General features: G+C 60.1%; 17 protein-coding genes and 4 tRNA genes. 14 read left to right on the top strand and 7 right to left on the bottom strand.

The window, feature by feature from the left end; genetic code table 11:
• Positions 1-147 precede the first annotated feature (147 nt).
• A complete protein-coding gene (gene rmuC / locus CAF65_RS14715) occupies positions 148-1,512 on the top strand; it encodes a DNA recombination protein RmuC (protein ID WP_178076704.1) in 1,365 nt (454 codons plus the stop codon).
• Between the two features lie 150 nt (positions 1,513-1,662).
• On the opposite strand, the gene CAF65_RS14710 is transcribed toward rmuC, so the two are convergent.
• Both CAF65_RS14710 and CAF65_RS14705 read right to left on the bottom strand, forming a co-directional pair.
• Entirely contained in the window at positions 1,663-5,133 is a 3,471-nt protein-coding gene (locus CAF65_RS14710; protein WP_085716917.1) for a PAS domain-containing hybrid sensor histidine kinase/response regulator, read from the bottom strand.
• 220 nt (positions 5,134-5,353) lie between these two features.
• Complete coding sequence (locus CAF65_RS14705; RefSeq protein WP_085716916.1) at positions 5,354-5,890, bottom strand: TetR/AcrR family transcriptional regulator; 537 nt, start codon at positions 5,888-5,890, stop codon at positions 5,354-5,356.
• Between the two features lie 147 nt (positions 5,891-6,037).
• Here CAF65_RS14705 and CAF65_RS14700 point away from each other — a divergent pair, with 147 nt between their 5' ends.
• The 4 genes from CAF65_RS14700 (at position 6,038) to CAF65_RS14685 (ending at position 10,816) form a co-directional block, all read left to right on the top strand.
• Positions 6,038-7,228, top strand: a complete 1,191-nt coding sequence (locus tag CAF65_RS14700; protein WP_085716915.1) for an MFS transporter — start codon at positions 6,038-6,040, stop codon at positions 7,226-7,228.
• Positions 7,229-7,276: 48 nt separating this feature from the next.
• On the top strand, positions 7,277-7,588 hold the full coding sequence (locus tag CAF65_RS14695) for a cupin (protein ID WP_085716914.1): 312 nt from the start codon (positions 7,277-7,279) through the stop codon (positions 7,586-7,588).
• Positions 7,589-7,693: 105 nt separating this feature from the next.
• Complete coding sequence (locus CAF65_RS14690) at positions 7,694-8,845, top strand: TDT family transporter (protein ID WP_085716913.1); 1,152 nt, start codon at positions 7,694-7,696, stop codon at positions 8,843-8,845.
• 96 nt (positions 8,846-8,941) lie between these two features.
• Positions 8,942-10,816, top strand: a complete 1,875-nt coding sequence (locus CAF65_RS14685; RefSeq protein WP_085716912.1) for an MFS transporter — start codon at positions 8,942-8,944, stop codon at positions 10,814-10,816.
• A 136-nt stretch (positions 10,817-10,952) separates the two neighbouring features.
• On the opposite strand, the gene sugE is transcribed toward CAF65_RS14685, so the two are convergent.
• From sugE to rdgC, 3 genes are all read right to left on the bottom strand, one after another.
• On the bottom strand, positions 10,953-11,267 hold the full coding sequence (gene sugE / locus CAF65_RS14680; RefSeq protein ID WP_085716911.1) for a quaternary ammonium compound efflux SMR transporter SugE: 315 nt from the start codon (positions 11,265-11,267) through the stop codon (positions 10,953-10,955).
• Positions 11,268-11,385: 118 nt separating this feature from the next.
• Positions 11,386-12,351, bottom strand: coding sequence for a bile acid:sodium symporter family protein (locus CAF65_RS14675; RefSeq protein ID WP_085716910.1), 966 nt, complete (start codon positions 12,349-12,351; stop codon positions 11,386-11,388).
• A 145-nt stretch (positions 12,352-12,496) separates the two neighbouring features.
• Positions 12,497-13,417, bottom strand: coding sequence for a recombination-associated protein RdgC (gene rdgC / locus CAF65_RS14670; protein WP_007969735.1), 921 nt, complete (start codon positions 13,415-13,417; stop codon positions 12,497-12,499).
• A 159-nt stretch (positions 13,418-13,576) separates the two neighbouring features.
• Between rdgC and CAF65_RS14665 the strand changes: the two genes are divergently transcribed.
• From CAF65_RS14665 to CAF65_RS14650, 4 genes are all read left to right on the top strand, one after another.
• Positions 13,577-13,652 (top strand) — tRNA-Val (locus CAF65_RS14665).
• 19 nt (positions 13,653-13,671) lie between these two features.
• Positions 13,672-13,748, top strand: a tRNA-Asp gene (locus tag CAF65_RS14660).
• A gap of 198 nt (positions 13,749-13,946) precedes the next feature.
• A tRNA-Val gene (locus tag CAF65_RS14655) sits at positions 13,947-14,022 on the top strand.
• A gap of 15 nt (positions 14,023-14,037) precedes the next feature.
• A tRNA-Asp gene (locus CAF65_RS14650) sits at positions 14,038-14,114 on the top strand.
• Between the two features lie 93 nt (positions 14,115-14,207).
• Here CAF65_RS14650 and CAF65_RS14645 read toward each other — a convergent pair.
• Both CAF65_RS14645 and CAF65_RS14640 read right to left on the bottom strand, forming a co-directional pair.
• Positions 14,208-15,344, bottom strand: a complete 1,137-nt coding sequence (locus CAF65_RS14645) for a catalase family protein (protein ID WP_085716909.1) — start codon at positions 15,342-15,344, stop codon at positions 14,208-14,210.
• A 28-nt stretch (positions 15,345-15,372) separates the two neighbouring features.
• A complete protein-coding gene (locus CAF65_RS14640) occupies positions 15,373-17,175 on the bottom strand; it encodes a di-heme-cytochrome C peroxidase (protein WP_085717061.1) in 1,803 nt (600 codons plus the stop codon).
• A gap of 269 nt (positions 17,176-17,444) precedes the next feature.
• Here CAF65_RS14640 and CAF65_RS14635 point away from each other — a divergent pair, with 269 nt between their 5' ends.
• The 5 genes from CAF65_RS14635 (at position 17,445) to CAF65_RS14615 (ending at position 20,146) form a co-directional block, all read left to right on the top strand.
• Positions 17,445-18,161 carry an FKBP-type peptidyl-prolyl cis-trans isomerase gene (locus CAF65_RS14635; RefSeq protein WP_085716908.1) on the top strand — a complete coding sequence of 239 codons (717 nt, stop codon included), beginning with the start codon at positions 17,445-17,447 and terminating at the stop codon, positions 18,159-18,161.
• A 293-nt stretch (positions 18,162-18,454) separates the two neighbouring features.
• The gene (locus CAF65_RS14630) at positions 18,455-18,910 is read left to right on the top strand and encodes a YkvA family protein (RefSeq protein ID WP_085716907.1); all 456 of its coding nucleotides are present in this window, start codon (positions 18,455-18,457) and stop codon (positions 18,908-18,910) included.
• Positions 18,911-19,025: 115 nt separating this feature from the next.
• The gene (locus CAF65_RS14625; protein ID WP_085716906.1) at positions 19,026-19,367 is read left to right on the top strand and encodes a helix-turn-helix transcriptional regulator; all 342 of its coding nucleotides are present in this window, start codon (positions 19,026-19,028) and stop codon (positions 19,365-19,367) included.
• Positions 19,364-19,735 (top strand): hypothetical protein, encoded by a 372-nt coding sequence (locus CAF65_RS14620; protein ID WP_003223109.1) that lies wholly within the window; start codon positions 19,364-19,366, stop codon positions 19,733-19,735. The genes CAF65_RS14625 and CAF65_RS14620 overlap by 4 nt, the downstream gene beginning before the upstream one ends.
• Positions 19,736-20,146, top strand: coding sequence for a sel1 repeat family protein (locus CAF65_RS14615; RefSeq protein WP_085716905.1), 411 nt, complete (start codon positions 19,736-19,738; stop codon positions 20,144-20,146).
• Positions 20,147-20,163 lie beyond the last annotated feature (17 nt).

Below are 20,163 nucleotides of genomic sequence, written 5' to 3'. Positions count from 1 at the left end.
CCTTCAGGCTTTATCCGAATGGCAGGAGTGGCTATGGCAATGGACTTGACCAGCGTATTGCTGGGGCTGGCAGCGGCTGGGTTGCCGTTGCTGGTATTGGCCTGGCAACTTCAGCGTCGGGCCAGCACCACGCAAGCCGACGTTGCGCTGCTGCAAGAACGCCTGGCCATGGCGCAACTGGCGCAGGACGGATTGAATGCGCAACTTGAATCCAGCCGCGATGAAATCGGCGATCTGACCCAGGCCAATGCCGCCAAACAGGCTGATCTGGCTGCGCTGCGTCGTGAAGTCGAACTGCTGCAGATCGAGCGCGACGACGCCCGGGACGCCGCCCATGCGTGGAATATCGAACGCGCTGGCAAAGAAGCCGAATTGCGCCGTCTGGATGCCCAAGCCGCCTCGCTCAACGCCGAATTGCGCGAGCAACAGGACAGTCATCAGCAACGCCTCAACGACCTGCAAGGTTCACGGGACGAGTTGCGCGCGCAGTTTGCAGAGCTGGCGGGGAAAATTTTCGATGAGCGCGAGCAGCGTTTTGCCGAAACCAGTCAGCAGCGCCTGGGGCAGTTGCTCGATCCGCTGAAGGAGCGCATCCAGTCCTTCGAGAAGCGTGTCGAGGAAAGCTATCAGAACGAGGCTCGTGAGCGTTTCTCCCTGGCCAGGGAGCTGGAGCGGCTGCAGCAGCTGAATTTGCGCTTGAGCGATGAAGCCACCAACCTGACCCGCGCCTTGAAAGGGCAGAAGACCCAGGGCAACTGGGGGGAACTGATTCTTGAGCGCGTGCTCGAGCATGCGGGGCTGGAGAAGGGCCGCGAGTACCAGACTCAGGTCAATCTCAAGGGACCGGATGGCGAGCGCTTCCAGCCGGACGTGATCATTTATCTGCCGGGCGACAAGCAGGTGGTGGTCGACTCCAAGGTCAGCCTGACGGCCTATCAACAATACGTGTCCGCTGAGGACGAGGCCATCGGCCAGATCGCTATCAAGCAGCATGTGCTGTCGTTGCGAAATCACGTCAAAGGCTTGGCCGGCAAGGATTACAAGCGCCTCGATGGCTTGCACAGCCTGGATTTCGTGTTGCTCTTCGTGCCGATCGAGGCGGCGTTTTCTGCCGCATTGCAGGCCGAGCCGACGCTGTTTCAGGAGGCGTTCGACCGCAACATCGTGATCGTCAGCCCCACCACATTGCTGGCGACCCTGCGCGTCATCGACAGCCTGTGGAAACAGGAGCGCCAGAGCCAGAATGCCCGGGAAATCGCCGAGCGGGCCGGGTGGCTGTACGACAAGTTCGTGCTGTTCATCCAGGATCTGGACGAGGTCGGCAATCGCTTGCAGCAACTGGACAAGGCCTATAGTTCGGCACGCAACAAGCTGACAGAGGGACGGGGCAATCTGGTCAGTCGCAGTGAACAACTCAAGCTGCTGGGCGCACGGGCGAGCAAGAGCCTGCCGGCGGACTTGCTGGAGCGGGCGATGACGGATGTCGATGGGTTGGTAGAGCTGCCGGAGTAGTTTCCAGTCAAAAGCTTCGCGGGCAGGCCCGCTCCCACAAGAAACTGTGGTGCATCACATAGTGTGTGAACGCCGCCTCCTGTGGGAGCGAGCCGGCTCCGGGCGGCGTTCCGACGAAGGCGTCAGACTCATCACCACATCGCGCAAGCCCTACAGCGGCAAATACCGGCTCAACAACGCGCGCAACGCTGCCGGTTTCACCGGTTTGGCCAGATAGTCCAGTCCCGCGGCATGCACCTGGTCAACCGTCTCCGGCCGGCCATCGGCGCTGATAACCACCCCGGGAACCGGCTCGCCCATCTGGGTGCGCAACCAGGCCATCAAATCGGTTCCGGTCTCGCCATGATCGAGGTGGTAATCCACCAGCGCCAATTGCGGGCGTACGCCTTCGGCCAGCAGCGTTGCGCACTCCTCGCGATTGCGCGCGGTCCAGACCTGGCAACCCCAGCGGCTGAGCAGGCTGTTCATGCCGATCAGGATGCTGTCCTCGTTGTCGATACACAGCACCTGCGCGCCATTGAGCATTTTGCCATTGAGTTCGGCGACTTTGACCGGCGCTGCAGTTTGCGCCCGGGCCAGCGGCACGCTGACGCTGAACACGCTACCGCGTCCCGGCCAGGAGCGAACGCGCAAGGTATGGCCGAGTACGCGACATAACCCGTCGGCAATTGCCAGCCCCAGGCCGAGGCCTTTTTCGGCCCGTGTCTGGTGGCTGTCGAGGCGCTTGAACTCTTCGAAAATCACCTGCTGTTTATCTTCCGGAATACCTGGCCCACGGTCCCAGACTTCCAGGCACAGTTGTTCTTTGTGTCGACGAACCCCCAGCAGCACCGGCCCTTTGCCGTAGCGGAAAGCGTTGGTCAGGAAGTTCTGCAGGATCCGCCGCAGCAGTTTGATGTCGCTGTCGACCCGCAGCGCGCTGCCGCGAACGCGGAATTCCAGTTTTTGTTCTCGCGCCAGTGCCTTGAATTCGGTACCGAGGGTGTCGAACAATTCGTTGAGTGTGAATGGCTGGCGATTCGGATTGATCTTGCCGTTCTCCAGGCGGGAGATGTCCAGCAGGTCGCTGATCAAGTCCTCGGCCGAGCGCAGCGAGCTGTCCAGGTGCTCGACAAGTTTCTGTGCTTCGCCGGACAAACCTTCGTCCTGATGGGAGAGGGCGGCGGAGAATAGCCGCGCCGCGTTCAGCGGTTGCATCAAGTCATGGCTGACCGCCGCGAGGAAACGGGTCTTCGACTGGTTGGCCGCCTCGGCGTTGCCCTTGGCTTCGGTCAGGGCAACGTTGAGTTGCGACAATTCGTGGGTCCGTTCGGTCACCCGTTGCTCCAGGCCTTCGTTGGCTTCGGTCAGCGCCTGTTCGGCTTCGCGGAACGCGGTGATGTCGGTGAAACTCATGACGAAGCCACCGCCCGGCATCGGGTTGCCGATCAGTTCGATCACCCGGCCATTGGGGAACAATCGTTCGGAAGTGTGCGCTCGGCCCTGACGCATCCAGTGCAGGCGACGCGCGACGTGAACTTCGGCTTCGCCGGGGCCGCACAGACCGCGCTCGGCATTATGGCGAATGATGTCGGCGATGGGCCGGCCGACACTGATCAAGCCGTCCGGGTAGTTGAACAGCTCCAGGTATCGACGGTTCCAGGCCACCAGTTTCAGCGACTGGTCGACCACGCTGATGCCCTGGGTGATGTTCTCGATGGCGCCTTGCAGCAAGGCGCGGTTGAATTGCAGCACCTCCGAGGCTTCGTCGGCGATGCGCACGACGTCCTCCAGTTGCATCTCACGGCCTTCAATGGCGGCTTTTACCACTGCGCGGGTCGAAGAGGCGCCGAGCACACCGGCCAACAAGCGTTCGGTATGGGCGATCCATTCACCGTCGGCGTTCTGGTTCGGGTTGAAGCCTTTGCCCTGGCGATAGGCAAAGCGGATGAAGCTTTGACGGGCGCGCTCTTCGCCGACGAAGCGCGCCGCCAGTTGCAGCAGGTCGTCGATCTGCACCGCCAGCATCGAGCGTGCGCTGGGGCGGGCACTGATTTCCTGGCCGATGAAGCGGCCCGCTTGCCAGTGCTCGGAAACCCGGGTGCGGGACAGCACCGAGACCCAGGCGAACAGCGTGAAGTTGCCTGCGAGTGACAGCACCACGCCTTGGGTCAGCGGGGTGATCGGCAGGTTCAGTGGATTGCTGTGCAACCAGGCCAGCCCCGGGAAGGTGCTCAGGGACAGGCCTAGGCTGAGGGCGGCAATCGGCAGGATCAAGGTGTAGAACCACAGGAACGTGCCCGCGGCGAGACCAGCGAAAACGCCGCGGCGGTTGGCCTGTTTCCAGTACAGCGCACCGAGCATGGCGGGGGCCAGTTGGGTCACGGCAGCGAAGGCGATCTGGCCGATGGTCGCCAGGCTGGCGGTCGAGCCCAGCAGGCGATAACTGACGTAGGCCAGCAGCAGAATGACCACGATGCTGACGCGGCGTACCGACAGCATCCACTGACGGAACACTTCGAAAGGGCGCTCGGCGTTGTTGCGACGCAGCAGCCAGGGCAACAGCATGTCGTTGGACACCATGGTCGACAGCGCCACGCTGGCCACGATCACCATGCCGGTGGCCGCCGATGCGCCACCGATAAACGCCAGCAGGGCCAGCGCCGGATGCGCCTGGGCCAGGGGCAGACTGATGACGAAGGAGTCCGGCAACACTGAGCTGGGCAGCATCATCTGGCCGGCCAGGGCGATCGGCACGACAAACAATGCAGCGAGGGCGAGGTAGGCCGGGAACACCCACTTGGCAAGGCGCAGATCCTGGGGGTCGATGTTCTCGACAACGGTCACGTGAAACTGCCGTGGCAAGCAAATGATCGCCATCATCGCCACCCCGGTCTGCACCACCATCGACGGCCAGTTGATGGTTTCCTTCCAGTACTGTTCAAGCCGCGGCGCCAGCATGGCCTGGTCGAACAGGTCGTCGAAACCGTCGTACAGGCCGTAGGTCACGAACGCGCCGACGGCGAGAAACGCGAACAGCTTGACCAGCGACTCGAAGGCAATCGCAAGCACCATGCCGCGGTGGTGCTCCGTGGCGTCGAGGTTGCGGGTACCGAAGACGATGGTGAACAAGGCCAGCACCAGCGACACAATCAGCGCGGTGTCCTGGGCACGGGTGCCCATGGCGTCGGCACCGGCGCCGATCAGCAGGTTCACGCCGAGCACAATGCCCTTGAGCTGCAGCGCGATGTAGGGCAACACGCCGACCAGGCAAATCAGCGCCACCACCACCGCCAATGGCTGGGATTTGCCATAGCGTGCAGCGATGAAGTCGGCGATCGAGGTGATGTTCTCCTGTTTGCTGATCATCACCATTTTTTGCAGGACCCACGGCGCACCGATCAGCAACAGGATCGGCCCGAGGTAAATCGGCAGGAACGACCAGAGTTGTTCGGCGGCCTGGCCCACGGCGCCGAAAAACGTCCAGCTGGTGCAATAGACCGCCAGCGACAGGCTGTACACCCAGGCTCGCACACGCGGCGGCAAGGGCGCGCTGCGACGGTCGCCATAGAAGGCGATGGCGAACATGATGGCCATATAGGCCAGGGCGACGGCGGCGATCAGCCCGGTGGACAGCGACATGGGGACTCCAGACAAAAGACACCCGGACCTCCCGCCCGGACAGACAGTCTCGCACGACCGCCAGCGTTAGTCAGTGTCGACCAAGGTCGTGGCGTGGCGGGGTGTCGCAGGGGGATTTGCAGTGTCTGGACTGGCCCCTTCGCGAGCAGGCTCGCTCCCACAATGAGTCTGTGCTGCACACAAGAACCCTGTGGGAGCGAGCCTGCTCGCGAAGGGTTTTTTACTGATCCAGCGCAATTGCGATCAAGCGATGCAGTTCTTCGAGTTCCAATGGCGCCTCGGAAAACAGGATGCGAAACACCGTCGGCGCGGCGATCAGATTGATCAGCCGATCGACACCGGGTTTGGGAGCATCCGGATAGCGATCCAGAATCGTCTGCAGTTGCCCGCCAATGATCGTCGCGCAATAACTCGGCTTCAGCGCCGCCTGCACGTCGCACAGCATGTTTCGGCCGGGTTCGGAGCTCATCTCGTCCAGGTACTGTTCCGCCCAGGCCTGCACATCACCGTGAAGGCTGCCGGTATTGGCCGGTTCGTTGTCGGGCTGCATGCGGGCGAGGGCAACGTCGGCCAGCAGCGCCGACACATCGCCCCAGCGCCGATAGATGGTTGACGGCGTGACACCCGCGCGCGCAGCAATTTGCGGGACGGTCACGCTGGCGCGGTCCTGCTCCTGCAGGAGTTGGCGCACGGCCGAATGAATCGACTCTTGTACCCGTGCGCTGCGGCCGCCGGGGCGTAAGGTGGGAGCTGTCATCTTGTGTTTCCTGAATCGTGCGGGTCCCGTTGCTGGCACCCGGTCCTGAAAGCCATGCTTCGGACCTTAACACAAAGAATTTGCTTTAAGAGGGATCCAGTAGCACACTCCACAAAAGCAAAAAATTAGCTTTTGTGGAGTGTGTCCATGCCCGATTCTCGTTCAAATCGTTCCAGCCTGTGGTTTCTGGCAGTTACCTTGCTCAGTTTTCTGGCGGCCTCCACTGCGCCGACGCCGCTGTACCACCTGTATCAGGAGCAGATGCAGTTTTCTGCCGCGACGCTGACCCTGATTTTTGGCGTGTACGCCCTCAGCCTGTTGGCGGCGTTGCTGACGGTCGGCTCGCTGTCGGATTACCTGGGGCGCAAGCCGGTGATTTTTACTGCGGTGGTTCTGAACATTCTGGCGATGCTGCTGTTTCTTCACGCCGACAGCGTCGCCTGGCTGATCAGTGCCCGGTTGCTGCAGGGATTCGCGACTGGCATGGCCACTGCGGTTCTGAGTGCAACGCTTCTCGACACTGATCGCCAGCAGGGGCCACTGGTCAACAGCGTCGCGCCGCTGCTCGGCATGGCGGTGGGCGCATTGGGTTGCGGTGTGTTGGCCGAGTTTGCGCCAGCGCCATTGCATTTAACCTTCTGGCTGCTGTTGGCGTTGTTTGCGCTGCAGGCGGTGTATGTCTGGCGATTGCCGGAAAGCGTCCCGCGTCAGGCCGGTGTATGGGCGTCATTGCGACCGACCTTGCATGTGCCGGTTCAGGCGCGCACCACCTTGTGGCGGGTGTTGCCACTTAACACGGCGACCTGGGCGCTCGGCGGTTTTTACGCGTCGCTGGCACCTTCGCTGGTGCGCACGGCGACGGGCTCGACCTCGAACCTGATTGGCGGTGCGACTGTCGCCACATTGACGGTGACGGGTGCGCTGATGATTAACCTGCTGCGCAATCAGGCTGCCACCAAGGCGCTGCAATTGGGCGCCAGTTCGCTGCCGACGGGAGTCGTCCTGATTCTACTGGGTGTACACAGTGCCAGTTTGCCCCTGTTTTTCCTTGGCACGCTGGTCGCCGGTTGTGGCTTCGGCGCCGGTTTCCTCGGGGCTTTGCGCAGCCTGGTGCCGCTGGCCTTGCCCCATGAGCGCGCCGGGCTGATGTCGGCGTTTTATGTGCTCAGTTACCTCGCGTTCTGCCTGCCATCGCTGCTGGCCGGAAACCTGACGCGAACCTTCGGCCTGGTCACCACCACTGATGGTTATGGCGTGGTGCTGATTATCCTGGCCCTCGGCGCGCTGGCCTCTTTGTTACGCCAGCGTTCTGCCCGTGCTTGTACGGCTAACCCGTGAATTTGGGTTAGCCTTGGCGCCCTGTCAGTTCATTCGAAGGATCGGACCATGAAGATCATCCGCAGCAAATCATTCACTGGCGAGCGTGCCTGGTCGGCGCTGGATATCGCCAACATGAACGGCATCACCACGCGGCTGCACTGGACTGATCAACCGTACAAATGGCACATCAATGACGGAGAGGAAGTGTTCGTGGTGCTCGACGGGCAAGTGCGGATGCTCTATCGCGAGGAGGGTGTCGAGCGGGAAGCAGTGCTGAACGTGGGGGACATTTTCCATGCCTCGGTTGGCACTGAGCACGTGGCCCACCCATTGGGTCTGGCGCGGGTTCTGGTGATTGAATCGGAAGGGAGCGTTTGAGTGTATATCTGCACAATAGATAAGATATAGAGAAATTACCCGTTATATAGATATTCGATTCGGATCTAACATGGGCTCTACCTCACGAGAGGACAGGAGTACGCCATGACATGCGCCAATAGCATCAAGCCCGGAATCAAACCTTTCAGTCACTTGCAGCATCCCCGCGAAGTGATCCGCCAGTTCACCCCCAACTGGTTCGCGGCCACCATGGGCACCGGCGTGCTGGCGTTGGCGCTGGCGCAATTGCCGGTCGCCATACCCGCCTTGCACGCCTTCGCCGAAACCCTCTGGCTGTTCAACATCGCGCTGTTTCTGCTGTTTACGGCGATGTACACGGCGCGTTGGCTGCTGTTTTTCGAAGAGGCACGACGGATCTTTGGCCACTCCACGGTTTCAATGTTTTTCGGCACCATCCCGATGGGCCTGGCGACCATCATCAACGGCTTCCTGGTGTTCGGCCTGCCGCGCTGGGGTGAAGGTGTGATTCACCTCGCCGAGGTGCTGTGGTGGGTGGATGTGGCGATGTCGTTGGCCTGTGGCGTGCTGATTCCCTACATGATGTTCACCCGTCAGGAGCACAGCATCGACCAGATGACAGCGGTCTGGCTGTTGCCGGTGGTCGCGGCAGAGGTGGCGGCCGCCAGCGGTGGTCTGTTGGCACCGCATTTGGCCGAGGCTCATTCGCAACTGGTGATGCTGGTGACCAGCTATGTGCTCTGGGCCTTTTCCCTGCCGGTGGCATTCAGCATCCTGACCATTCTGTTGTTGCGCATGGCTCTGCATAAACTGCCCCACGAAAACATGGCCGCCTCGAGCTGGCTGGCCCTCGGCCCGATCGGCACCGGTGCCTTGGGCATGCTGGTACTGGGCGGCGATGCACCGCTGATTTTTGCGGCCAACGGGTCGCCGGGCATCGGTGAGATTGCTGCAGGATTGGGTCTGGTGGCCGGCATTACCTTGTGGGGCTTCGGCCTGTGGTGGATGCTGATGGCGCTGCTGATCACTGTGCGCTACCTGCGTGCCGGCATTCCATTCAACCTCGGCTGGTGGGGCTTCACCTTCCCGTTGGGCGTCTATTCTCTGGCGACGTTGAAGCTGGCCAGTACCTTGAGCCTGACGTTTTTCAGTGTGTTTGGTTGTGCGCTGGTGGCGTTGCTGGCGGTGATGTGGCTGATCGTCGGCAAGCGCACGGTGCTGGGCGCCTGGCGTGGCGAGCTGTTTGTCTCGCCGTGCATTGCCGGATTGAAGAAATAACCGGCAAAGATTAGGTAAGGTGTGGCCTGGATCGGCTTTTGATAATCCAATAAGAATCCAGGCCACTCGCTACCTAAAATCAGGGACACATGGAAGATGAGTCACCCCTCACAATTCACCTTGCTGCGCACCCGGCGCTTCCTGCCGTTCTTCATCACTCAGTCCCTCGGGGCGTTCAACGACAACGTGTTCAAGCAGTCGTTGATCCTGGCCATTTTGTACAAACTGACCATCGAAGGTGACCGCTCTATCTGGGTCAACCTGTGTGCGCTGCTGTTTATCCTGCCGTTTTTCCTGTTCTCGGCCCTGGCCGGGCAATTCGGGGAAAAGTTCGCCAAGGACGCGTTGATCCGCCTGATCAAGCTTGGGGAAATCGTCATCATGGCGGTCGGCGCCGTCGGCTTTCTGTTCGATCACCTGTCGTTGATGCTGGTGGCGCTGTTCGCCATGGGCACCCATTCGGCGCTGTTCGGGCCGGTGAAGTACTCGATCCTGCCGCAGGCCCTGCGTGAGGATGAGCTGGTAGGCGGTAACGGCCTGGTGGAAATGGGCACCTTCCTGGCCATCCTCGCCGGCACCATTGGCGCCGGGGTCATGATGTCTTCGGCGCATTACGCGCCGGTGGTGTCCATGGCGATCATCGGCATTGCCGTGCTCGGCTACCTGGCCAGCCGCAGCATCCCGCGCGCGGCGGCTGCCTCGCCGCAAATGCGCCTGAACTGGAACATCTTCAGCCAGTCCTGGGCCACGTTGAAACTGGGCCTGGGGCAAACGCCGGCGGTGTCGCGCTCGATTGTCGGCAACTCGTGGTTCTGGTTTGTCGGGGCGATTTATCTGACGCAGATCCCGGCGTATGCCAAGGAATGGATGCACGGCGACGAAACCGTGGTGACGCTGATTCTGACGGTGTTCTCGGTCGGCATCGCCTTGGGTTCGATGCTGTGCGAGAAGCTCTCCGGACGCAAAGTCGAGATTGGCCTGGTGCCGTTCGGATCGTTCGGCTTGACCGTCTTCGGTCTGCTGCTGTGGTGGCATTCCGGAGGTATTCCGGACAGTGCCGCCGGCCATGGCTGGATCGAAATCCTCGGTTTCGGCCACACCTGGCTGGTGTTGCTCGATATCCTCGGCCTGGGCGTTTTCGGGGGTTTCTATATCGTGCCGCTGTACGCGCTGATCCAATCGCGTACCGCCGAGAACGAACGGGCGCGGGTGATTGCCGCCAACAACATCCTCAACGCATTGTTCATGGTGGTGTCGGCGATTGTTTCGATCATCCTGCTGAGTGTGGCCAAGCTATCGATTCCGCAATTGTTCCTGGTGGTCTCGTTGCTGAACATCGGCGTCAACGCCTACATCTTCAAGATCGTCCCCGAGTTCACCATGCGTTTCATGATCTGGCTGCTTAGCCATTCCATGTACCGCGTCGAGCACCGCAACCTGGATCTGATCCCCGATGAGGGCGCGGCGTTGCTGGTGTGCAATCACGTGTCATTCGTCGATGCCTTGCTGATTGGCGGCGCGGTGCGTCGGCCGATTCGCTTTGTGATGTACTACAAGATCTACAACCTGCCGGTGCTGAACTTCATCTTCCGCACCGCGGGGACGATTCCTATCGCGGGGCGTCACGAAGACATCCAGATCTACGAAAAGGCCTTCACGCGCATTGCCCGGTATCTGAAGGAAGGTGAGCTGGTGTGCCTCTTCCCCGAGGGTAAATTGACCGCCGATGGCGAGATGAATGAGTTCAAGGGTGGCTTGACGCGAATTCTCGAAGAGACGCCGGTGCCGGTGATTCCTTTGGCTTTGCAAGGGTTGTGGGGGAGTTTCTTCAGCCGTGATCCGGATAAAGGGCTGTTTCGCCGGTTGTGGTCGCGGGTGACGTTGGTGGCCGGGCCGGCGGTGGCGGTTGAAGTGGCGGAACCTGCCAGGTTGCAGGTGTTGGTGGGGGAGTTGCGCGGGGCGGTCAGATAACAGTTGAGTGTGTGGGCCTCTTCGCGAGCAGGCTCGCTCCCACAGGGATTTGTTCCACGCGCAACTTTTGTGGACAACCTGGAAACTGTGGGAGCGGGCTTGCTCCGGGCAGCGATCCGACGATGGTGTCAGTGGCCTAGGCGCTGACCTTCAGGCCAACGAGCCCTGTAATGATCAACGCCACACTGGCCAGCCTCACCAGTGCCATGGATTCGCCAAACAGAATGATACCGGCGATCACCGTGCCAACTGCACCGACACCGGTCCAGATCGCATAGGCCGTACCCAGCGGCAATTCCTTCATGGCAAGGCCGAGCAGGCCAAGGCTGACAGCCATGGCCGTAACGGTCAAAACAGTGGGGAGCGGGCGGGTGAAACCGTCGGTGTACTTGAGGCCGACGGCCCAGCCGACTTCGAACAGGCCGGCGAAAAACAGAATGATCCAGGACATGAAGACCTCCATCGTCTGACGGGGTCGTCCCCAGATTAATGACTCGATCGAGCTGCGGGGTCGTCCCCGCGATGCGCAATATAGTGCCCAGTATTAACCCGGGGATCAAGATCGCGGATCAGTCGATGGCCTGTTGCACAGCGATTTTCCGGTCTTCCTTTTCACTCATCCGACGGAAGTACGTCGACAGCAGTGCCCCGGAAATATTGTGCCAGACGCTGAACAATGCACTGGGCACCGCCGCCAGCGGGGAGAAGTGCGCACTGGCCAGGGCCGCACCCAATCCGGAGTTCTGCATGCCGACTTCCAGGGCCAGGGACTTGCGCTGTGCCAGAGGCAGCTTGAACAGGCGCCCGGTGAAGTAACCCAGCAGATAACCGAAACTGTTGTGCAGCATGACCACGGCCATGATCAGCAGACCGGACTCGGCAATCTTAGCCTGACTGGCGGCGACTACCGCAGTGACGATAATCACGATGCTGACCACCGACACCAGCGGCAGCACGTCCACGGCGTGCCTGACCTTGTCGCCGAGCAGCCGTTGGGCAACCACGCCCAGCACGATCGGTAACAGCACCACTTGCAGGATCGACCAGAACAACTCCATGAACGACACCGGTAACCAGGCCGAGGCCAGCAGCCAGATCAGCGCCGGCGTCAGCAGCGGGGCGAGGAGGGTGGTGACGGCAGCGATGGCCACCGACAACGCCAGATCGCCGCGGGCCAGCCAGGTCATCACGTTCGACGAGGTGCCGCTTGGGCAGCAGCCCACCAGAATCACGCCGACGGCGATCTCCGCTGGTAAGTGGAACGCCTGGCAGAGCAACCACGCCACGCCGGGCATGATCACGAAATGTGCAACCACGCCCAGGGCCACGCGCCATGGATGGCGAGCGACTTCGGCGAAGTCTTCGAGTTTGAGGGTCAGGCCCATGCCGAACATCACCAGCCCCAGCAAGGGCACGATGGCGCCTTTGAGGCCGAGGAACCATGCCGGCTGCAGAAACGCCACGGCAGCGAAAATCAGAACCCAGTAAGCGAAGGTGTTGCCGACAAAACGACTCAATGCAGCCAGTGCGCGCATGGCTTGATCCTTATTTTTACGTAACACCACAAAACCAATGTGGGAGCGAGCCTGTTCGCGAAGGCAGTGGGTCAGTCAATATATATGTCGACTGATACTCCGCTTTCGCGAGCAGTCTCGCTCCTACAGAAGAGATCGCTGGCCTTTAGATCCCCTGCGGAGTCTCTTCGCCACCCAGCGCTTCAACCAGCGCCGGCAGGAAGTCGCCGAAGGTCAGCATCATCAGGGTGAAGCTGGCGTCCAGTTGGCCCAGGGCTTCGTCGCCGCCGTCCTGTTCCGCCTGGTCTTGCAGCAGGTCTTCGAACTTCAAGCGCTTGACCACCATTTTGTCGTCGAGGACGAACGACAGTTTGTCCTGCCAGGCCAGGGACAGTTGAGTGACCACTTTGCCGGTGCTCAGGTGCAACTGGATTTCTTCGCTGGTCAGGTCCTGGCGCTTGCAACGCACAATGCCGCCGTCTTCGTGGGTGTCGCGCAGTTCGCACTCGTCCAGCACAAAGAAATCGTCTGCGGCTTTCTGCGTGGTGACCCACTCGGTCATGGTCGCCGTCGGGGACATTTTCACGGTCAGTGGACGCACCGGCAGGGTGCCGATCACTTCGCGCAAGGTCGACAGCAAGTCTTCGGCGCGTTTCGGGCTGGCCGAGTTGACCAGGATCAGGCCCTGTTTCGGCGCGATGGCGGCGAAGGTCGACGAGCGGCGGATAAAGGCGCGGGGCAGGAAGGCCTGGATGATTTCATCCTTGATCTGATCGCGTTCCTTCTTGTAGACCTTGCGCATTTGCTCTGCTTCGATCTCTTCGACTTTTTCCTTGACGGCATCACGCACAACGCTGCCCGGCAAAATACGTTCTTCCTTGCGCGCGGACACCAGCAGGAAGTCACCGCTGACGTGCACCAGTGGCGCATCTTCGCCTTTGCCGAACGGCGCGACGAAACCATAGGTGGTCAACTCCTGGCTTGCACATGGGCGCGCCAGTTTGGTGGCCAGTGCAGTTTCCAACGCCTCGGCATCAACAGGCAGATCTTGGGTCAGGCGATAGATAAGCAGGTTTTTGAACCACATGGGGTGAGTCTCTCCTTAATACAAAGGCGGGCATTATTGTCTTCGCCGTGCCATAGGCCAACCTTTCTCTAAGCCTTTGGAAGGCCTGAGAAAATTATTTTAAAAAGTGCTTGCCAGAGGTTGGGTCGCTCCGTAGAATGCGCGCCACACCGAAGCGAAGGGTGATTAGCTCAGCTGGGAGAGCGTCTGCCTTACAAGCAGAATGTCGGCGGTTCGATCCCGTCATCACCCACCATTCGTTTTCAGTGTTACGCGCAGCGGTAGTTCAGTCGGTTAGAATACCGGCCTGTCACGCCGGGGGTCGCGGGTTCGAGTCCCGTCCGCTGCGCCATATTCGGTAACCTGGAACACTGAACGCCAGGTCACCACGGAAAAGCCCGCTTAGGCGGGCTTTTTTCTGCCTCAAGTTTGACTGTTGTTCCTGTGGGTTGCATCGTTTCACCGGTTTTTAGATTTTTTTGAAAAAACCTCAAATAAATCAACACTTTATAAAAACCTGTGGCATAATGTGCCCCGCAACGAAGGTAAAGGGTGATTAGCTCAGCCGGGAGAGCGTCTGCCTTACAAGCAGAATGTCGGCGGTTCGATCCCGTCATCACCCACCACTTTCAACGCTACGCGCAGCGGTAGTTCAGTCGGTTAGAATACCGGCCTGTCACGCCGGGGGTCGCGGGTTCGAGTCCCGTCCGCTGCGCCATATTCGGTAATCTGGAACACTGAACGCCAGGTCACCACAGGAAGCCCGCCTAGTGCGGGCTTTTTGCTGTCTGGGGATTGGCTTTCCTCGCTCCTACAGTCCGGCATTGCGGGCGTGACGGTAATCGCTGACAGCCTCGTAAACGGTTTTGCGCAAGCGGTTGATACCGCCAATGGGTCGGTGTGCTTCGACGCCAAACCAGGGATTGAACGACTGGTTGTCGCATTGCAGGTTCAGCGCCGGTGTATCGAAGTCCTGCGCCGGCACGTTGATCCGCGCCACCGTCTCAAAGGGCACATCGCTTTCGCGCCACTCAATGCTGGTGTCTTCAATCGGCATGTACTTGTTGGCGTCCTGTCGCTGGATTTGCAGGGCGAAACACGCGGGCACCCGGTCGGTCGACAGCTGTTGGTTCAGCGCATTGCGCAGAAAGTTCGGCAGCTTGCGATTTTGTTCCGGCAGGCTGTAGGCCGGGCAGTTGTCCGGATCGGGTATCACCCGGAACTTCGCATTGGCTTCACCGAATTTGTAAGGTGAAACTGAAAAGTACGTCGTCCGGGTTGGGCTCGACGGGGCGGGGGACAATGTCGCCAGGGCAATAAACAGGTGGCGAACCTGCCAGGTGCGTGGATCCCAGCCGGGGAAAAAAGCCATGACCTTGTTGCCATCGGCCTGGGCGGCGACGTTCTGACGGTATTCGGCGACATTGCTTACAAAGAAGTTCGGATGGCTGAACATCACAAAGTCCTGTTCGCTTCGCCCCTGCTGATCGCTCAGCAACTGTTTACCCGGAACATCGAGCAGTTTGATCGCCATGCCACGGGCGTCGCGGATGCTGTCGAACTGCGGGTAGGCATTGCCATTGGACAGGCGCATCGTCGCTTGCCAGGTTTTGCCCGGCTCGCTGAACACGCCCTGGCGCAGTTCACCTGACAGTTCCGGCAGCACTTGAACCTCGGCCTTCACGCAACCGTGGGCCTTGGCATGAGCGTCGCGCAGATAGCGGGTGCTTTCACGGTGCTGATCGACGATGCGCAGGGCGGTCTGGATGATGTCCTGGGTCATCGCGGCTTCGTCGTCCGCAATCAACTCCTGCGCCGATACCGGCCCGCGATGCTGCCAGGCAAACCAGGCGGTGGCCAATGCCCAGCCAAGCACTCCGAGACCCAGTAGCCACAGCAACAGCTTGCCGAGGAAAGCGCCCAGGCGCAGCCAGAGAGTTGTCAGCATTGGAAAGTCCTTTTGACTGGGTCTGTGGTCATGGCAATTGCGCTTCCAGCGGGCCGCCCAGCACTTTCAGGTATTCCAGCAGTGCCCAGCGTTCCTCCGGCTGCAGCCAGCGGCCGATCACGCCATTGCCGAGTTTGCCGGCACGGAATTCATGACCACTGTTGTGGTTGCCGGTGATTCGCGTGTCGAACAGAAAACCATTGGTGAAGGCTTCAGTGCGGTAACCCAGGTGCCCCGGGTCGTATTCGAAAGTGCCTTTGTAGAACGTGGTCGCACGCTCATCCTGAGGCGACAGCAATTGATAAATGCTCGGCACCGAACCGTTGTGCAGAAACGGCGCTGTCGCCCATACACCCGCCAATGGCCTGGCTTTGTACGAGCGCAATTCGCGCACACCGATGGGCAGGTCGAAACCATCCATTTCCGGACGCTCGACAGGGGTGACATGGGCGTCTTGATACGCGCGGTCCCGGACAAATGCCGTGACATAGGCCAGCCCCTTGGCCACGGACATCTTGCTCAGGTCCAGTGGTTCGGTGGGTTTTGGCTCTACATCAAGTTTTTCCAGTTCCGCATGCTTCCATTGCAGCGCTGTCAGGTCGAAGCGGTGGTCGGCGATGTTGTTGGCTGCACCGGGGTCTGTGCCGATGTAATCCACCGGGAGCATTTTCAGGTGCTGAACGTAACGTCCCTCGCCCTGGGTAGTGTGCGGTACATGGCAACCCGCGCAGTTTTCCGCGAACAAGGCGCGTCCTTTTGCTGCCAGAGGTTTGTCGACTGCGCCCAACAGATCTTCCGGCCAGGCCGGAGGCGAGAGTCGTTGCAGGGTTTTTTCGATCAGGTGCAGGTCGCGCACACGGACACTGGAGGGATAGCGGGCATCGCCCATCAGCGGCTGGCCATTATTGTCGAAGAAGTCCAGCGTGGCGCCGACGCCCAGCGCTTCGCCGATGTTGCGGGCCATCGGTTGTTTCGCCGAGCCGTTCCACTGCACCCATTCGAACGTCCACATGTCCCATAACTGCGGATAATCGACCGGGGCATTGGCTACGCGGTAGTTTTCGGGGGAAATCGCATCACCGAAGCTGGCGTTGGCAATGCGCCCGAAGGCGTCTGTGCGCCCCGGGCCTTCCTCGGTCGGATAGAGCCCGCGATGGGTGTCGTTCCAGGCCACTTTGAGGAACGTATCGAGTGAAGATTTGAATTCCTTGCGCAACTGTTGGTGACGGGCGTCGTAGTCCTGGCCCAGCACAGTGCGAGCGAAACGTTCGAATTTCCACGGGTTGTAGTAGGTCGAGGCCAGGCTGGCCACCAGCGCTTGTCCGAAACTACCCCCTTTGAGTGTAGGAACACTGGAGGGCAGGACATGCTGCGCCGAGCCACCGTCGATACGCACGGCTTGACCCTTGAAACGCAGTTCACCGGTGTGGCAGGCCGCGCAGGTGATATCCAGAAACACATCCGGGCTCCCCGCATTCTGGTGTCGGGTAAAGCCTGCCGGGAGGTTGCCGGGGTTGTTCGGTGTCGCTTTCTGGCCTGGGTCCACCAGAAAACCGAAGCGGGCGAGGTACTCGGGGGCGGCGAAGCGTTGCTGCGAGAAGGGCAGTTCAAGGGCAGTGAACCAGTCATAGCGCAAGCCTTTGACCTGAGTGCCCTGGGGTGTGAAGTAATAGGTCTCGCGGTCGGCGGCGCTCCATTGCGCCAGGTAATGCACCTGTTGTGCAGGCGACCAGGCCGGTAATTTCGGGTTGGCAACGTAGTAAAGAACCACTGCCATGACCAGCCCGAACAGTACTGCGATGAGAGCCAGCAAGCGAAGGAACAGGCGCACGATAAACATCCTTGTCAAATGGTCATGCCGTTATGCCCGAGTCCCCAGGGTGCGGCAAGAGGCCATTACGCCAGATGTTGCAGGTTCTGGAATCAGTCTGCGTCGGAACAAGATGAAAGAAGCTTCATCAGCCGAATTGTGAAATGCGTTTAAACACCTGAACTTATCAAGTGTTTCCGGCTCTCATGCCGGTAGCCATTGGTCGTGGCGGCCTGATAAGCTCGCGGCTTTACTCGATTGCCCTTTAGGCGCATGAACAAGGAAATAGCATGAAACAGCATCGGTTGGCGGCGGCGGTGGCCCTGGTTAGCCTGGTACTCGCGGGTTGTGATTCGCAAACCAGCGTAGAGCTGAAAACCCCGGCGCAAAAAGCTTCCTACGGCATTGGCCTGAACATGGGCAAGAGCCTGGCTCAGGAAGGCATGGATGATCTCGATTCCAAAGCTGTAGCCCAGGGCATCGAAGACGCCATCGGCAAGAAAGAGCAGAAGCTCAAGGACGACGAACTGGTTGAGGCGTTCGCCGCACTGCAAAAGCGTGCCGAAGAGCGCATGGCCAAGATGAGTGAAGAGTCGGCCGCTGCCGGCAAGAAATTCCTCGAGGAAAACGGCAAGAAAGCCGGCGTGACCACCACGGCGTCGGGCCTGCAGTACGAAGTCGTGCAGAAAGCCGATGGCCCTCAGCCTAAGCCGACTGACGTAGTGACCGTCCACTACACCGGCAAACTGACCAACGGCACTGTATTCGACAGTTCCGTCGAGCGCGGCAGCCCGATCGATCTGCCGGTCAGCGGTGTGATTCCGGGTTGGGTCGAAGGCCTGCAACTGATGCACGTTGGCGAGAAGTACAAACTGTACATCCCGGCTGACCTGGCTTACGGCGCTCAAAGCCCAAGCCCTGCGATTCCGGCCAATTCGGTGCTGGTATTCGACCTGGAGCTGCTGGCCATCAAGGACCCGGCAAAAGAAGACGCCGAAGCCAAGTAACCAGCGTCTGCTTCGATAACAACGCCTCGCTCATGCGGGGCGTTGTTGCATCCGGCGCTTGGCAGGGGTAAACAAAACGAACAGACGCTCTAGACCGGAGTCTCAGGCACAGTAGCCTTGGCGGTAGACGCACAAGGCCGCCAAGTCAATGAAATTATGGGTTTTTTTTTGATGAGTAAAAAACGCCCGATCTGAACGAAAGCCTTGTAAAACGGGGCTTACAGCGATGAAAAGCAGCTCTGTTCACAAGGTTATCCACAATTTGTGTGGATAACATTTCAACGGGAGAAATCATGAAAGCACCTTGGAATTTCGCTCGTTTCCTGCCCCTGGCCGGGCGCCTGCTGGCACGCGGTCGATTGCCGACCCTGTTGTTCGCGGTCGCCAGCAAAGGCGCGAGCCAAGGCAATCGACTGGGCAAGCTCAAGGACGACTTGAAGCTGTTGCAGGCACTCTGCCTGGCCTACTGGCGCGGTGAATATCGCGCCATCAGCCCCAAGGCGCTGATTTCGGTTGTCGCGGGCCTGATGTATTTCCTCAGCCCGGTGGATGCTATCCCGGATTTCATTCCGGTATTCGGCATGTTCGATGACATTGCGGTATTGGCGTGGCTGATGAAAGTGCTCGACGACGAACTCAATGCCTTTCGCACCTGGCGCAAAAGGCAGGCGCCGGAGAAGCTCGCGGTGGTTGAGCGTCTGCCTGATACCCCCGAGCAACTTCAACTTCAAGGCCCGAAAAAACACTGAGTCGATTTCGACCTGTTCACAGATTGATGCCCCCCCGCGACCTTGGCCGCTGTTAGGATTACACTTCTAAGGAAAAGTGCTGACTCGCTAAGTGTTTTTGTCCTACGGGGTAGTCATGGATATTCAGATAATTACACGTGAAGGCGAGCCCGAATATGCGGTTCTGCCATGGGCTCAGTATCAGGCGTTACTGAAAGCAGCAGGTATCAAGGAGCAAGTGTCGCCTGAAGCCACGAAGCTTCAGGCGGCAACACCAGACGCGATTCTGCCGGGTCTGGATCAACTACGCAGTTTGCGCGAAGGGAAGGGCATCGCCATTGAGGCGCTGGCCCGCACGGTAGGCATCAGCCCGTCTTACCTGGCCATGATCGAAAGTGGCGAGCGTCTGCCCGACGCCGCGATTCGGCGCAGCCTGGCCTGGGAATTGACGGTGCCAGGGTGGAGGGAAGAATCGTGAGCGTACGTATCAGTCGTCAACACTGGGACGGATTGCTGGGCGAACTGGATCAGGCGCGTCGCCAGCGCCATCTGTTGACGTATCGGGCATTGCTGGAGCGTTTGCAGTTGCCGACCCCGGCCATGCAGACCCTGACGGCGGCCCTTGAGCATCTGGCGGCCCTCGATGCCAAGGCGGAGCAACCTTTGCGCAGTTCACTGGTGATCAGTCAGGGCGCCAGCCGTTTGCCGCGCACCGGGTTCTTTGAGTGTGTCGAGCGCCTCGGGCGTTTTTCCGGGCCGTCGGACGGCGTTGCCGCCGCGTCCTGGCACGCTTCGGAAGTGGTGCGGGTGTTCGAGTACGAATACCCGGAATCGGCCGAGGCCTGAGTGCTTTTACAACTCAAGGCACGGGCCGGTTACTGGCTCGCGCGCCGATTGTTTCACTGGTCATGGTTTGTCCGTCAGCCACGAGGCTGGCGCTGGCTCGAAGGCCAGTTCGCCCGCATGGCCAACCTGGGCAATGTCGGCGCTCAGAGCTTCTATGGGCACATCCTGGCGTTTCGTGGCGTCGGCCTCGGTGCTCGTGAGGAGGGCGTGCGTTTGTTGCGCCTGGCGGCGTTGGCGGGCGATGGCAAGGCGGCGTATCAAGTGGGCGTGATCAGTCTGGCCGGGACGGCGAGCAAGGCTCCGGATCCGGCTGAAGCGGCGCGGTTCTGGGGGATGGCTGCCAAGGCTGGGCATCCGTTGGCTGAGATAAAACTCAAAGAGTTGGCGTCTCGCGGTCCTTTGGATAATTAGTGATTGGTCTGACGCCT

Origin of the sequence: Pseudomonas sp. B28(2017), from assembly GCF_002113025.1 — a bacterium.
In the GTDB taxonomy this organism is placed as follows: Bacteria; Pseudomonadota; Gammaproteobacteria; order Pseudomonadales; family Pseudomonadaceae; genus Aquipseudomonas.
Note: the sequence above shows the minus strand (reverse complement) of the source record. Positions and strands in the feature narration are given on the sequence as shown.

What these genes read in the sequence shown, in the direction of transcription:
- CAF65_RS14690 (WP_085716913.1), top strand. Translation starts at nt 7,694, where the DNA reads ATGACATGCGCCAATAGCATCAAGCCCGGAATCAAACCTTTCAGTCAC.
- CAF65_RS14685 (WP_085716912.1), top strand. Translation starts at nt 8,942, where the DNA reads ATGAGTCACCCCTCACAATTCACCTTGCTGCGCACCCGGCGCTTCCTG.
- CAF65_RS14675 (WP_085716910.1), bottom strand. Translation starts at nt 12,351, where the DNA reads ATGCGCGCACTGGCTGCATTGAGTCGTTTTGTCGGCAACACCTTCGCT.
- rdgC (WP_007969735.1), bottom strand. Translation starts at nt 13,417, where the DNA reads ATGTGGTTCAAAAACCTGCTTATCTATCGCCTGACCCAAGATCTGCCT.
- CAF65_RS14695 (WP_085716914.1), top strand. Translation starts at nt 7,277, where the DNA reads ATGAAGATCATCCGCAGCAAATCATTCACTGGCGAGCGTGCCTGGTCG.
- CAF65_RS14630 (WP_085716907.1), top strand. Translation starts at nt 18,455, where the DNA reads ATGAAAGCACCTTGGAATTTCGCTCGTTTCCTGCCCCTGGCCGGGCGC.
- CAF65_RS14625 (WP_085716906.1), top strand. Translation starts at nt 19,026, where the DNA reads ATGGATATTCAGATAATTACACGTGAAGGCGAGCCCGAATATGCGGTT.
- CAF65_RS14705 (WP_085716916.1), bottom strand. Translation starts at nt 5,890, where the DNA reads ATGACAGCTCCCACCTTACGCCCCGGCGGCCGCAGCGCACGGGTACAA.
- CAF65_RS14645 (WP_085716909.1), bottom strand. Translation starts at nt 15,344, where the DNA reads ATGCTGACAACTCTCTGGCTGCGCCTGGGCGCTTTCCTCGGCAAGCTG.
- CAF65_RS14700 (WP_085716915.1), top strand. Translation starts at nt 6,038, where the DNA reads ATGCCCGATTCTCGTTCAAATCGTTCCAGCCTGTGGTTTCTGGCAGTT.
- CAF65_RS14635 (WP_085716908.1), top strand. Translation starts at nt 17,445, where the DNA reads ATGAAACAGCATCGGTTGGCGGCGGCGGTGGCCCTGGTTAGCCTGGTA.
- CAF65_RS14710 (WP_085716917.1), bottom strand. Translation starts at nt 5,133, where the DNA reads ATGTCGCTGTCCACCGGGCTGATCGCCGCCGTCGCCCTGGCCTATATG.
- sugE (WP_085716911.1), bottom strand. Translation starts at nt 11,267, where the DNA reads ATGTCCTGGATCATTCTGTTTTTCGCCGGCCTGTTCGAAGTCGGCTGG.